The organism is Sphingobacterium corticibacterium (assembly GCF_004208525.1).
In the GTDB taxonomy this organism is placed as follows: domain Bacteria; phylum Bacteroidota; class Bacteroidia; order Sphingobacteriales; family Sphingobacteriaceae; genus Sphingobacterium; species Sphingobacterium corticibacterium.
The window spans coordinates 1635325-1649464 of the sequence record NZ_SGIT01000001.1; the positions used below are offsets into that span (position 1 = coordinate 1635325).

A 14140-nucleotide genomic window follows, 5' to 3' on the forward strand; every position below is an offset into this window, starting at 1 on the left:
TTATCCCGAATTAATTCATGTAGTTTATGAATTAATTCAGTAAGTAGGCGAATTAATTCGGGCTCTTTACGTAGTTCTGCATAATGACCACACGACATCGTGCTGTAATTTGGCAGCATGAAGTTTATCACCAGGCATATTATCTTATACAGCATCCGGACATTCCTACTGGTTTTCTGGTTGTACGTTGCACTGGATAAATTATGGGAACTCCGTGCTTTCCGTGCCTCGTTGTTGCGCCAACCGTTTCCCGATTCCTGGGCGGATGTGCTTTACTGGTTGTTGCCGGCCAGCGAGCTCGTTTTAAGCCTACTTTTCCTGCTTCCTGCAACCAAACGCTTCGGTCGTATCCTATCAACCCTCCCCTTTTTGCTTTCCGCTTTACTGATGCTAGCGTTCACGGTGTATATCGGCCTAGGTGTAGCGGGTTTCTATGCGCAACGTCCCTGCGGCTGTGCCTCGGTATTCAGTGGAATAAGCTGGGAGTGGCATCTAGTTATTAATATCGTTTTGCTAGGTCTGTCTATCGTAGGGTACCATCTAGTAAGCAGCCATACCCCAACCGGTAGGAGTGGATCAAAACATGAAGAACAGCAATCATCTTTTCACCCATTCATCCTGTTAATTTCAGTCCCACTCAACGATATATTAGTGGTCATAGGCAAAAGATTTCCGAGGAGATTCGCTGTATTCCCGGGTAGGCCGGTACGTTTAAACCTAAATTATACGTTCGTGGTGTGTCCGTAAAAAATGCCATCGAGGTTAAAAAGTGGCTGTACCGCCTCGCAAAAGCATAGGTACAGCCAACAACCAAATTAATATAGAGTTTTTTGAGGTAAACTTTTTTTGAGCAAAGCCCGATAAATGTATCGATCGGGTAAAAAAAGGCCACAACATGAATACTAAAGGATTCATCAAAAAAAATATTTTAGCCGCCTTAGCGATGATGTTTATTGCAGGTTTATCTTCTTTTAAGTTATGGGAGAAGTTAGATCCCGCGTTAAGCGGATGGTATGAAGTTGAAATTATTGATTCTTCTCATCCCAATCCAGAAACTCCCGAAAATCTACAATTGGGCATTAAAACCGGAGATACTCCACCAAATTCTGTAGATTGTTCACTAACAAATACAAGTGCCCCATGTCAAGTTTTCTTAGATATGGAGAATTTCAGTTCTTCTACACCTATTGAGGACTTAACATTAGAGGATGCTGAAGATGCCGGAGCAGAACCGGGAAATTTTGCTAGAAGCAGAAATTAATCCTGCAACCCAGAATGATTCCCCGAAATAGCAGATTTTCCAGTTATTTCGGGGAATTATTTTATCGCTTATTCTGTTCTATCCCGCTAAGTTCTATAACGACATCAGGTATTGGTAAGACATAACGAGGGCTATTGGGCGTCAATATATGCGTTTGAGCATCTATCTCTCTCGACAACGTCTTCTGAAAATCTTGTTCTTTATTTAATCTTCGTAAATCTTCCCATCTAACTCCACGGAATGCTAGCTCTCTCCTTCTCTCTTCAAAAAGCATTTCCAAAATAGCCTTCTTAACTAAATTTTCTGTATAAATCGGGATATTTCCTTCTTTGTAACGATGTGCTAATAGCTTATCGATCAAATTTAGCCCCGTTTGGATATTGTTTAGTCTCACTTCAGCTTCCGCCACCAAGAGTATCACCTCAGGCGTGGAAAGACCGCAAAAGTAGGCCCATGTCGCGGCATTTATATCCTTAAAATGTAAATTCCCAGCACTCCCTTCCATAAAATATAAAGCAGGGCGCAAGTCGTCCTCAGCGTACAGATGCAGCAATTCATCATTGATATGCATTCTCCTATCGTCCATAATGCTGATAAAATTTGTTATCGTATAAAAAATAATCTCAGGATTACTTTCCCCATGATCAAAACTAAAAGGGAATATTTCTTCCGCATCCAGCGTATTAAAGTCTACAAGACTATCCTGTTCTTCGAGCGACAGATAGCCGTAGCTGCGCGCTTCCTCGTATCGTCCCATTGTCATCATTACCTTGGATAGCATCGCTAGTGCAGCACCTTTTGAAGGACGCAATTTAACAAGCGGTCGGCTTGATAGCAATTCCTTACTTTCTTCTAAATCTTGAATAATTAAACCATACAGATCGCGAAGAGAAGATCGTGGTAGCGTCAGCGTAACATCAGGTTCTATCCGTAGGGGCAAACCTAAGTCAAAAACAGACGAAGATTCTTCATAAGGTTTACAGAACGCTTGCGCCAACACATAGTAGTTCCATGCCCGATGAAAATGAGCTATCCCTTTTACCTCATCGAATTCTGATTGTTCCTGTTGCTCAGGCGACATATTCGACAGTCCGTCCAAAACAAGATTGCAATATAATATCCGTTCGTAGGCTTTATTCCAATCGACACCTTTCTCCCGCTCATATATATCCTCAGCCCACAAATAGGCATTCTTTTGCGGTAGACCGTTATATGCGGCAGGAAATCCCATCCAGATTTCTGACGTAATATAAAATTCTTCCCCTCCGATCAGCAGCATTTCGTTAGGCGCCCCATAATTCATCAAGATCATATTATCCATCAACGCTTGAAAATCTGATATTTTAGATGGTGTCGTGAAGCTACGATCGGATTTCACTTCTAAAAAGTTCTTTCCACAAGACATGTTCAAAGAGATGAAAAGAATCAACCATAAACATGACGGAGTTGACTTCCTCATTAGTATACAATTTCTCATAACGAAAACCTATTAAAAATTTATATTCATACCGACCGTATACCTTCTTGGGTGACGATACCTACTATTTGGAAAGTCGGGATCCAGAGCCGCTGCATTCTTTTTCCATATCAATCCGACATTTCTCACATGGCCATTTAACACGACATTTTTAATTCCCATTCGTGAAAAGAATTTGGCGGCAGGTCTAAACGAAATCGTCACGTCTTGCAAACGAATATGATCTCCTCTCTCTACAACGGCTTCCGAATATCTATAATAGGAAGCTGCTGCCCTGATATCCGCATCAATCTCCTCCAACGGTACCAACCGAGGGACATCTGTTTGCTGTTCATCCCCCTTTTTTTCCCATCTTTTGAAATAATCCATGTGGAACTCTGTTTCGTATTCCCCTCCGGGCACCATTGATTGCCTTCTGAAAACGTAGTTTCCTTTCCAAGCAAGTAAACAGGATATTTCAAAAGCCTTATAGACCAGTGTGTGGCGCATCGATCCATAGAAGGGCGGAACTTTTACACCCACAATGGAAAGTTGGTCCGTCGAGGTAAATGCTTCTCTGATATAATTTGCATAGTCTGTTCTTTCTTCCTCCTCATAATGAACCAAAGGTAAACCGGTATCACCGGAAAGACCATTCCAAGGGTAGGCATACATGACGTCTTTGGATCTACCTTTATCAACCGGCGTGTATTGAGAAGACACATACGTTGCCGGGATGATATTTAGATTAGTTGAAAAATCTGTCACCTCGTTATACACCACACTCGCATTGATCGTCGTTGACCATTTAAAACTGTTATTAAAAGTATTTCGGAACGTCAGTTGGAAATCCCAACCGCTCGTACGTATATCTGCATAGTTGATTTTATACACACCATCTATACCCGTCGTCGGATCCAGATAATTATCCCCTATCAGATTCTCTCCCTTTTTAATATAGTGTTCTATGGAGAGTGACAGACGATCTCCGAAGAACCCGGCATCCAGCGCATAATTTAAGAACTTCACCTTCTCCCAACTCAAAGATGGGTTGCCTATACTTCGCAAACTGGCTGATGAAAGATTTACGAGCGAATTCGTAAACGAAATTGTAGGGTAATGCGTTACATTTCTGTTTACATTTCCCATCACACCATAAGTTACCCTGGTGTTTAAACGATTTAACCAGCTGACTTTATCCAAAAAGCCTTCTTTATGTACATCCCACTTTATCCCTGTCGACCATAAAGGAGCACCTTTTTGATTCGTTTTCACACCAAACAGATTCGAACCATCCCAACGAACGCTTCCTGTCACATCGTATTTATTTAGAAACGAATAACTTACATTTCCGTAATAGGATAAATCCCTATTGGTATATAAGCGATAGTTCGTTGATCCGGGTGGAATACGCATACTACCACTCGGTCTACGCGGATAGCTTTGGTTGAAGTTATAGGCATTTGACCCCGTCAAGTAATCCGCATCATAATTGTATAACACACTGCCCGGAAAAGATTCCAACACGGCACTCCTCACTTCTGCGCCCCCTAGCATTCGGAACGCATGATCTACTGCTTTGACATTTTCATAATTTGCTTGTAAGCGAAAATAATGTGCATTGCGTTCAGATGGGCTCCCCACCGTTAGTATACCATTGTATGGTATAATTTGAGTTCCATTGGGTTGGGTGAGTGAATTGACAAGATCTCTGACATAATAACTATCCTTATCGTAATGTGTATCATCGATGGCATTATTTCCGGTAAACTGATATCGGAGCGTGATACCTGCACCTTGAAACGGTTTCACACCTAGATCAGCGTCAAACCGCATCTCACGACTCCTTGTCCTGTTATCAACAAGGTTCAGTTCGTCCAAAGGTCGATACCCCCAGTCCAGCAGTCCGCTTTCGACAGCCTGCTCTATGAAATAAGGTCGCAGGCCTAATCGCGGAACAACGCTATGCCGCCCGTCATATATCAGATCCATATAGGGCGATATACCTATATTATTGACATTTAGTCTTTCTATCCCTATACCGTTGTTTACCGTTTTTATATTGGCGTATGCGATGCCTACACCCGCATCTAACCATTTATAAGGCGAAAAATGTACTTTGGAGTCCATTGTCATACGTCCATTCGAATTCCCTCTCAGTTCTTGATTTTCTCTCCATCTTCCGATATTTACGCTATACGTGTGCTTATCACCACCGCCAGCTATATTCACCCCGATCATGTTGCCCGACTGCGGCTGGTACAAATACTTCGTGGCATCGGACAAGATATCGTTCGTTTCGTAGCGATTCTTCATGAATTCAAAATCTTCCAGTGAAACGAATCCATCATCCCGCTTCTTTAGAAGTTCTACATACAACGGTATAGCTAAATTATCGGCAAACCGATAGCTTCCGGCTTCATATTTTTCCTGCTCAACCCGCATCACCACGGACGCCGGAAGTCTACTTTGATTATAGTAAAGATCGGGCTTATCCGAAGTAAACGTACTGGCATTCAACCCGATTCGAATTCCGTCTCCCTTCTTGCCTTTTTTTGTCGTGATGACAATGACCCCATTTCCCGCCTGAGCTCCCCATATGGAAGCAGCAGCAGCATCTCGCAATATCGTTACTTGGTCTATTGTATTGGGATCGATATTGTTTATGTCACCTTCGTAAGGAAAATTATCGACGACGATCAACGGAGCCGAAGAAGATTCAATTGTACCCAATCCCCGCATCCGAATGGAAGACGCTTCATTCGCTTCTGGGTCTACAAACTGTAGGCCAGGAGCCTGTCCTTCCAGTCTTTGCAATATATTGCCCTGGAACGATTTATTCAACTCTTCCTGTCCCAATAGCACAGCGGAGCCAGTAACCCTTTCTTTTGGCAGGGTATAATACCCTGTGTTGATTTCTACCTCTTCCAATTCATGAGCTTGCGGAATTAACTCAATCTCGTAACGGCTTTTATCCTTCTCTAGAGACACTTCCTTTGAAATGTATCCCATTGATTTGACTGAAATACTTTGCAGGCTTTCCGCTGCTAGGAATGAAAACAGACCTTTGTTATTAGTGGATGTCAATACACGTCCATATCTACCTTCGATTACCGCCCCTGAAATAGGGTTCCCATTTATATTGTCTACCACACTCCCCTGAATACTATCGACTACCTGACTATATGCCTTGACATAGCATAGACATATGCATGCAATTATTATAATTAACTTCATCATCCCACTACATTAATTATACATAAATGTATTATCAGATTTAATATAGGGATCCGCCCCTCCAATTATGGATTGGATTAATGTCGTATCCGTACCTTTGTTTTCGGGAACAGCATAAAAACGTCCGTCTTTGATGAACACCACATTGCCAACTTGGTCTACTTTGAAAAAATAGGCATTTATCAATGGAGGATTTTCTCCAACGATTACCGGAAATTTCCATCCTTTAGCCTGTACAACGTCTGGCACGCGGGTGTGCCTACTCATATGGATGGCAATAACTGCAACATCATTTTGGAACTGTGGTAATATAGAATTCCATTTATCTAATGTTTTGACACATGGAGAACACCATGTCGCCCAAAAATCGAGAACAATCAATTTATTACCCGCATACTCCCTTAATGAAACACGTTGTCGACCCGATTCATGGTTTACAATATCCAACGGTAAATCCCAAAGTGCATCTGGAATGGAATCTCCCAACCGTAGTGCACCGATACCGGATTTGTTCTTACTAAGAAGAGATTGTGTTCTTCCATCTGCTATCCCTACATCTGTCAATTCTTTAGAAATGGTATCATATCCAAAGGCGCTGATCTCAATTTCACCTCGATCCCATTCTTTCGGCAAAATATATTTGCCATATTCATCAGAAAAGATAAAACTTCCGCCCTCGCTCCACTGTACTCGCGCTCCCTCTAAGGACGAAAAAAGATAATTTTTAAGCACTGAGCCACTACGATAGCTGTTCTTTTGCCCTTCGGCAGTCCGCGATTCCGCGGACTGCGCCCAGGCGTCTGATAGATCAAACAACATGAAACAAATCAATGCCAACACAAAAGGCATTGATTTGTTCGTCATTGCCGCTACCACTCTCCTACTTTTACTATACTGCTGACCTACACAAGAGGTACATGCGTTTAGTGAATCTTTAGTACCTTTTCGGTACACTCCTCGTGCACTAACGGTACACTCGCGGTACACTAACCGTACATTCCTTGTGTCACTGTTAGCTGTTTCTTGGGTGTTTGTTGTGTCATCGTTGGGCGATCCTTGTGTATAACCTGTTCTTAGGCTGGGTCGTGGTTGGGTCAAGCTTAGGTCATCCTTAGCTATTTCTTGGGTCAAACTAGGGTCAACCTTGGGTCGTTCTTGGCTGATCCTTAGGTCATTCTTAGGTTGGGCTTGGGTCGTTATTGGGTCGGACGCCTGTAGCGATTTTCGTGACGATATTACACAAAATAGTGCTTTTTTGGGAATGGTTTTTCGCTTTCTGGGAACGCATATTGACTCTCTGTGAACCCTTTTTGAAATTTTGATATCCCTTTTTTGCCAAACGGAGGTACGTTTTCCTGACACGGGAACACAAGTCGCGAAATAGGGATCACATTTTACCAATAGGGGATCACCAGTAGCAAAATACTGTTCACTTGTTATAAAAGTGTGATCACGTTCTCCTAAAATGGGATCACGTTTTTCCGATAAGGGAACACAAATAGCTAGATACCGTTCACTTGTTATAAACGTGCGATCACTTCTTCCTAAAATGGAATCACGTTTTCCCAATAAGGGAACACATTTAGCAAAAAAGGGAACACGTTTCTCCAAAATGTAATCACATCTTCTGAAAAAGGGAATACGTTTTGCCGATAAGGGATCACGAAAAGATAAAAAGGGAACACCTATTTGTGTACTGTAGCACCTATTTAGTAAAAGGGGGACACCTCTCTTCAAAAGGGGATCACGTTTTTCCAATAAGGGAACACGAGTTAGAAACAGGCGACCCCATATTTTCAACTTGTGAACACATTTTCTGAAAAAGGGTTTACGAAACGCTGAAAACCGTACCCGAATTTGGCGGGTATCAGCAGGAAATGTTCCTCCAATTGCCAAAGGAGTTATTAAAGATCGCTCCTCCTTCCAGTCCATTTTTGAGGGCATGGCAAGCCCATTAGCATAAAATTGCTGCATGTTTTAATCGGTTTTATGATTAATACTAACTTGATAATCAAAAGAACCGACCTCCTATCCTTCCGAAAAAAGAGAAATATGCGCAAAATCATTTTGCAGGATTGGAAAGTAAACGCTATTTTTATTGTGCGACGAATTAAAATGCCGTTACTGACCAAAGGAACCATGCAAACAATCGTGCATATTTTGTTTAGAGGTCGGTGGAGCAGAAAACATAGGGTGAAATGTGTCCCTTGCGGGACGACTGGGCGATGTATGCCTCATTTGCGTTTGCAGGCGTACTTTGCCCCCTTCACCTTTTGCTAACTGCTTTTGGCTTTTTTATTCTGGCGCGCGGATGATGTTCTTTGTTTGTTGTTTACGGGATGGATGAAGCGACACCTCTTTGAGGTGATTTTGGATGTTGGTGTTGGTTAATTTGTTCGTTCTCATAATCTTGCTAGTTTATATAAACGAACTCGACACTGTGCAAGTTTAAAGGAAAGGCAATGCCTCACCGTACTTGCCACAGTGCTTGATAAACGACCACCACTATAGCTTTCCAGTAAGGCATGCCCTCCCTTAAGGATAAGTGCAAAGATAGCACTTTACCCCGAAAGGGCAATTCTTACCGTCTCGAAGGTGGTCGTTACTCAAGCTTCGAGTTCCGTAAATTATTTTGACTGCCCTCCTAGAGGACAGAATAATATCAATTAGTAAAGCAAATATAAAAACAAAAAACGATTGTGGCAATAAAACCACAAAAAAAATATAAAATGGATAATAGACATTCAGAATACTTTAAAAGAATAGGTAAGAATTTAAAAAGCAAAAGGTTGAGCGAAGGTCTTACACAGGAGCAATTGGCTAATAAAATCCCCAAAATGGATCGGTCGAAAATAAGCGATATGGAAAATGGTAAAGAGGATTACTTTTTCTCTAAGCTTTTAAATGTTTGTGAAGCTCTCGGCATGACCTTAGAAGAAGCTGTAAAAAATAACAAAGAATGAAGCAACTAAGAGCACGGAACGTGTACCCAAATTAAACATCGAAGTGTTGTATTTTTGGGATACCTATTGAAACATTTATTAACCATAATGAACAAAACTAACTTGAATCCTCCTCTTTTTATTAAGTAAAAGCTGACGTCTTTACCGGAAACAGTAGGGAGGTTTGAGGGAATAGGCGTAGGTTTGGGGAATATTGTCTAAAATTATTATAAATCAACAATCGACTATTTTTTTGTCGCTATCGCAAAACAAAAGTTAATCTATTTAAATAATGAATAATGAAATAAAAAGCACAATAGAAAACGTAAATAAAACCGCCTCGATATTTATTGAACCTGCGAGACAACGAATGTCTAATCCATTCATAAGCTCATTCGTGATATCATTTATTTGTTTAAACTGGAGACCTATAGTCTATATGATTATCTCAGACAAATCAATTGAGAATAAGTTCGTTTTTATGACACAAAATTATTATGGTGACCAGTGGTGGGGTCTTTACAATTGGTTCATGTATTTGTTCTTCCCAATATTAATATCAATATTTTATCTATTGGCTCTCCCACTATTACTCAACTGGACAGAAAAATTTGTGCACTTTACGAACTTAAATAAGTCTAGACGAGAGCACATCATTAATTACAAAAAACACAAAGATTTAACTGATATTGCATGGGCACAGTTTAAGGCAGAAGAAGCAAGATCAGGATTTCTAGATAGACGAAGGCTAAATGAAGATTTAGAAAAATTTAAAAAGCAGTTGGCAGATGAGAGTCAAAAAAATTCAACAATCGTTAAAGAAAACGAGGAACTACAAGACCTTAATAATCGTTTAAACTCAAAAATTAAGGAATTGGAACAAAACACAGAATTGCTCAATAAGGACCTATTGAATACCAAAAGAATCATAAGTTCAAACGAGAAATCAATTGAACAACAATATAAGCAGATACAAGAAAAAGAGCACACAATCGAGAATTTGCAATTAAACATCCAAAATTTAGATAAAAAATATAACGATTCAAGTCTTGAACTAATTTCTAACAAACAAACAATAAATGAATTAGAACACACCATTAAAAACCACAGCAACAAAATAAATTCTGCTAATGACCAAATAGATAACCTCAATAATCAAATTCTATCATTTCAAAGAGAAGTATCTATAAGAGATAATAGGATTGATGAATTGGTTAATGAAAAAATGAACTTAGAAAACACTGTAGAAAGTTTGACGGTCAATTTTGATGAACAACAGAGGCGTATAAATGAACTTGCCGATCTTGAAATGAACATATTACCATCCATAACACAAAACTTGACAAACATTCAGTGGAGATTTCCAGTATTGGCTAACTATAATCTGCATAACTACACTAGCATGTCTGATTTGGCTTCCACTCTAACAGGGTTTATTAGCGATTTATCAAGCGAATTGAATAATCCAAATAGAGAATCGGCGAATTTCGAATTAAAGATTAATCGCAATCTAGAATATTCTATTGAGACAATGATCAGTCAAGTATTCGAAGTAGCCAGAATTTTTGATATTAGAATATTAGGGATAAGTTTTCTGGACGACCGTCAAACTGTAATGAACTTATATTCACACAACGATTATACAATTAATGATTTCGTAGCCCACGGTGGGGGGATCTGGGAATATAACAATTACGAGGTACGAACGCTTAAATAAAAGAATTAATGAATTATATAATCTAAAAATATCGCAACTAGTCCTGTAAAATATGAACTGCAAAGTACACAACTTTAGAGTGAAGCTTTAGCAGTCTAATTACAGTTTTACGGTCTTTTTGACTGACTGTCTCAAACACTTTTTTCGATTTTTTTCCATGTCCTTTACATTTTTAGTGTAAAGCTATTGCAGGACGAGACAAGGTTTGCACTCCTCGATATACTGGAAGACAGGTATGGAAATAGCTCCGTTATCATAACTTCACAGCTAACAATCAAAACATGGTATAACTCCATTGATGAGCCAACGCTTGCAGATGCTATAATGGACAGATTGACAGCTTCCGCACACAGACTCTAGCTACAGGGAAAGTCTTCGAGAAAGAAAAAAAATCACTAAGTTTGAAATGTTAATACAATCCAGTTGTAAAATAGTTCGGGTTATTGGTCACTAACTCTGGTGTACTTTCGTCCAGAACAGGTGGTGTAGTTTTGTCGGAATATTCAGAAAAAGCCTTTGAATAAATAGAAATGAGTAAAAGAAGCCTCGCAAAGAATTTCAAGACTCCCTAAATTCTTGGTTCAACAAATAGTCAAGTCTATTTATCCTTTCTAGTATATCTTCCAGCTCATCTATCTTAAACCTAATTGCATTAGGTTTGTCACGAAACTTGGCCAGCCCAATTCCAGTTTCATCGTCCCAGTCAGCTATAGTTGGAATCAGTGGGTAATGTGCGAACTGATTTCTAAGTTCGTTGAGTTCAGAAAGCTCCTTGAAGATATGTTTGTATTTTGTTTTGTTTTCTGCTGCCCGACCATAAATGATGACCAGAAAACTAGCGCGTTTGTTTTCAAAAGTCATTCTTTCGAGCAAAGTGTGGTACATTTGATTGCCCAGTTCTCTATCAGAAGTAAATGATTCGGTGATGATCATGCTCATGGTCATTTCTAGGAAACAGAACTGGCTGATGATCTTTCCTCTATAATAATGTGCTCGATCGATATACTTCTCGTCAATGATCCAATTGATATTATCTTCCATAGTAATAAAGCTACAAAACTAATCCCGCAGTTTTTAACTAACTAATCTATATAGTCACACCCCGGATTTATAAAGGAATACTCTCCAAACCGAAACTTTCAAATCCCACTTTCATCTGATAAAGCTTGACTACATCTAAATTATTTTCAATTAAAAAATTTCTGATCTCCTGTTTATGTTGCTCAGATATTCTGCAGCCTAAATGGACTTCTTTAATCAGCTCCTTGGGATAAGCAATAACCTCATTGGGTTTATTGTGGAAAACCAATCTATACTCATCTTCATAGCCCCAACATTGATTTTTAGTAAAGCATCTGATAAAGGTAGTTTCCTTTTCTAATTGTTTAGTGAAGTCAATCAATGGGTAATCTGAAGAGTACTTTACTGGGCCAAGCTTAAAGCCATAATCTTTATACTTACTGGCCAAAAATTCAGCGAACTTACGCCCATCGAGTCCAAGACAATACCCTTTATGAAGATTGGCATAATGGCTCCACATAAGCATATTGTAAGGCTTTGTAGACAAGGATAGGATACCATAAAATTCATTGTCCATTTCATAAATTACATCTGCATTCTCTTTCCAGTGTCTTTCAGGATTTTCACAGATATAATTGTACCGGCTCGTAGCATCGTATATTAACTCAATACGACTCTTCCTACCCCATTTATTATGGTCATAAGTATCAGTGTATCTACTTATAAAGTTTTCTAACGTGAAACTATCTTTCGTATACTTATAAGGTAAAGCAATATCAAAAGGGTCATTGAAGTTAATCGGAGAACTTGCAAATAATTCAAAATTTAAAAGCGTGCGAGTGCCAAAGTTTTCACCTTGGCCTTCTCCTTCATATGGTCTATACTTATAAAGAATTTCAGGAATTTGTTCTAGGACATTCTCCATAGCAAAGTATTATGTATTCAAGTAGTTAAATATTAAGAGCCGAGTTTTCATCTATTGATGTTTCTAAAAATTTAACAAAAACCTTTTTAATTTCTTTATTAAGGTCTCTCATATTCTGGTATTTTCCAACATCGATACATTTATTGAAATATTCGAGCAGATGCACTTCCAAATCTTCATTTTGATCTGAAGAAATTTTCTTGATAATACTTTTTGTCCGAAACTCCAAGTACTTTCTTTTATCCTGAGATCTCAATAGAGTAAACATACATTTATAATCAAATCTCGATCTCAACTCAGGAGAAATTCTTTTAGGAAAATCTTCTTTGCTTATATTAGAAGTAAAAACAACAATAAAGCCATTCAAATCAATTTCATCACCCAAAGAACTTGTCATTTTACCACTTTCCAAAACATCTAAGAAGTAGTTAAATAATGTTGCATTAGATTTTTCAAACTCATCGATTAAAAGAACCCCTATATCTGTGTCACGAACTTTCATAAAAATCTCACCATCATCGCTACCAATATATCCACGGGCACTACCTATTAGAGAACTTAATGAAAATTCATTACTATAGTTGCCAAAATTTATCTTCGCTAATCTTTTACTCCCTCCTAAACAATTGAAGATAGCTCGAGCGACTTCTGTTTTCCCAACTCCCGAGTCTCCCATAAGAAATAAAGAAAGTATCTTATGCTCTCCAATTTTATTAAACACCCTAAAACTTTTTACTAGCTCTTCAAAATCATCTTTAAACTTAGGATGTCCATACAGTTTGTTTCGAAATTTCTCAAAAAACAAACTCAATTCATCGTCTTCCAATTCAGTGATTAATTTATGTTTTTTGGCTATAGAAACAGATTTATCACTGGCAAACGAAACTGTGGGATCTAATAAACCACTATCTTGAATTGCAATAAATTTATTAAAAATAAATCGTAGCTCGTATTGCAATTTTGCTTTTTTATTTTCATCGCATATGTATATAGTCTGATAAGGAAGTTTATATACTACGTCTTCCGCTAACGATTGAAAGCGATTATATTCTACCAAACAAGAAACATCAATTATAACAGACTCATATTGAAAAGATTCCATTAATGATGGTTGAGAAATATATCTGGAAATGCTTTCAATCACATACCCGCATTGATTAAGATGAGCTTCCAAAATAGAATAGGCATCAGACAGATAAAAAGATAATGCTCTATTATTCCCTTTTATAATTTTTTCCAATGTCTCATCATCATCAGAAACAATATTGTCACAAATATATTCCTTGTCCGATGATGAAAAAAAGTGTCTCAGCTCATAGGACATACTCCCCCACTTACTATCTTCGCAAATGAAAGTTACATAATTTGTGAATCTGTATAAAACCTGTTCAGCGACTGATTGTTTGTGAACAAACTCTGAAAGTGAAGAAATATCTACTACATCTAAAATTGAATGACCTTCAATTAGATTTATGTCATTAATAAACTTTGTTATACTTACAATTGATTTGCCCTCGCGTTCATTATCATCTTTCAATTTATAAAAATTAGCTTTTCGATAGAGCAAAAGTTCCTTTTCCAT

11 protein-coding genes are annotated in these 14140 nt (G+C 38.6%); 5 read left to right on the forward strand and 6 right to left on the reverse strand.

The features are described 5' to 3' along the window. Positions 1–117: 117 nt before the first annotated feature. Together EWE74_RS06945 and EWE74_RS06950 are read left to right on the forward strand one after the other, a co-directional pair. Positions 118–747, forward strand: a complete 630-nt coding sequence (locus EWE74_RS06945; RefSeq protein ID WP_130140758.1) for a MauE/DoxX family redox-associated membrane protein — start codon at positions 118–120, stop codon at positions 745–747. Between the two features lie 148 nt (positions 748–895). Continuing rightward, complete coding sequence (locus EWE74_RS06950) at positions 896–1261, forward strand: hypothetical protein (RefSeq protein WP_130140759.1); 366 nt, start codon at positions 896–898, stop codon at positions 1259–1261. A gap of 61 nt (positions 1262–1322) precedes the next feature. On the opposite strand, the gene EWE74_RS06955 is transcribed toward EWE74_RS06950, so the two are convergent. Genes EWE74_RS06955 through EWE74_RS06965 form a run of 3 tightly spaced genes read right to left on the reverse strand, consistent with a single transcriptional unit; the run spans position 1323 to position 7928 of the window. Continuing rightward, complete coding sequence (locus EWE74_RS06955; protein ID WP_165384660.1) at positions 1323–2720, reverse strand: RagB/SusD family nutrient uptake outer membrane protein; 1398 nt, start codon at positions 2718–2720, stop codon at positions 1323–1325. Positions 2721–2750: 30 nt separating this feature from the next. Continuing rightward, positions 2751–5957, reverse strand: a complete 3207-nt coding sequence (locus EWE74_RS06960) for a SusC/RagA family TonB-linked outer membrane protein (RefSeq protein WP_130140761.1) — start codon at positions 5955–5957, stop codon at positions 2751–2753. 9 nt (positions 5958–5966) lie between these two features. Further along, positions 5967–7928, reverse strand: coding sequence for a peroxiredoxin family protein (locus EWE74_RS06965; RefSeq protein WP_130140762.1), 1962 nt, complete (start codon positions 7926–7928; stop codon positions 5967–5969). Positions 7929–8653: 725 nt separating this feature from the next. On the opposite strand from EWE74_RS06965, the gene EWE74_RS06970 reads away from it, so the two are divergent. The 3 genes from EWE74_RS06970 to EWE74_RS21540 all read left to right on the forward strand — a co-directional run bounded on the left by EWE74_RS06970 (position 8654) and on the right by EWE74_RS21540 (position 10973). Next, on the forward strand, positions 8654–8917 hold the full coding sequence (locus EWE74_RS06970) for a helix-turn-helix domain-containing protein (protein ID WP_206365158.1): 264 nt from the start codon (positions 8654–8656) through the stop codon (positions 8915–8917). 460 nt (positions 8918–9377) lie between these two features. Next, entirely contained in the window at positions 9378–10613 is a 1236-nt protein-coding gene (locus EWE74_RS06975; RefSeq protein WP_130140763.1) for a hypothetical protein, read from the forward strand. A gap of 186 nt (positions 10614–10799) precedes the next feature. Beyond that, positions 10800–10973 (forward strand): ATP-binding protein, encoded by a 174-nt coding sequence (locus EWE74_RS21540; protein WP_239018573.1) that lies wholly within the window; start codon positions 10800–10802, stop codon positions 10971–10973. A 198-nt stretch (positions 10974–11171) separates the two neighbouring features. Here EWE74_RS21540 and EWE74_RS06985 read toward each other — a convergent pair whose 3' ends face one another. The 3 genes from EWE74_RS06985 to EWE74_RS06995 form a co-directional block, all read right to left on the reverse strand. Continuing rightward, positions 11172–11654 carry a hypothetical protein gene (locus EWE74_RS06985; RefSeq protein WP_130140764.1) on the reverse strand — a complete coding sequence of 161 codons (483 nt, stop codon included), beginning with the start codon at positions 11652–11654 and terminating at the stop codon, positions 11172–11174. A 67-nt stretch (positions 11655–11721) separates the two neighbouring features. Then, positions 11722–12558, reverse strand: a complete 837-nt coding sequence (locus tag EWE74_RS06990; RefSeq protein ID WP_130140765.1) for a DUF2971 domain-containing protein — start codon at positions 12556–12558, stop codon at positions 11722–11724. Between the two features lie 25 nt (positions 12559–12583). Beyond that, positions 12584–14140, reverse strand: a complete 1557-nt coding sequence (locus tag EWE74_RS06995) for an AAA family ATPase (RefSeq protein WP_206365159.1) — start codon at positions 14138–14140, stop codon at positions 12584–12586.

What these genes read in the sequence shown, in the direction of transcription:
- EWE74_RS06950 (WP_130140759.1), top strand. Translation starts at nt 896, where the DNA reads ATGAATACTAAAGGATTCATCAAAAAAAATATTTTAGCCGCCTTAGCG.
- EWE74_RS06960 (WP_130140761.1), bottom strand. Translation starts at nt 5,957, where the DNA reads ATGATGAAGTTAATTATAATAATTGCATGCATATGTCTATGCTATGTC.
- EWE74_RS06955 (WP_165384660.1), bottom strand. Translation starts at nt 2,720, where the DNA reads ATGAGGAAGTCAACTCCGTCATGTTTATGGTTGATTCTTTTCATCTCT.
- EWE74_RS06975 (WP_130140763.1), top strand. Translation starts at nt 9,378, where the DNA reads ATGACACAAAATTATTATGGTGACCAGTGGTGGGGTCTTTACAATTGG.
- EWE74_RS06945 (WP_130140758.1), top strand. Translation starts at nt 118, where the DNA reads ATGAAGTTTATCACCAGGCATATTATCTTATACAGCATCCGGACATTC.
- EWE74_RS06965 (WP_130140762.1), bottom strand. Translation starts at nt 7,928, where the DNA reads ATGCAGCAATTTTATGCTAATGGGCTTGCCATGCCCTCAAAAATGGAC.
- EWE74_RS06990 (WP_130140765.1), bottom strand. Translation starts at nt 12,558, where the DNA reads ATGGAGAATGTCCTAGAACAAATTCCTGAAATTCTTTATAAGTATAGA.
- EWE74_RS06995 (WP_206365159.1), bottom strand. Translation starts at nt 14,140, where the DNA reads ATGGAAAAGGAACTTTTGCTCTATCGAAAAGCTAATTTTTATAAATTG.
- EWE74_RS06985 (WP_130140764.1), bottom strand. Translation starts at nt 11,654, where the DNA reads ATGGAAGATAATATCAATTGGATCATTGACGAGAAGTATATCGATCGA.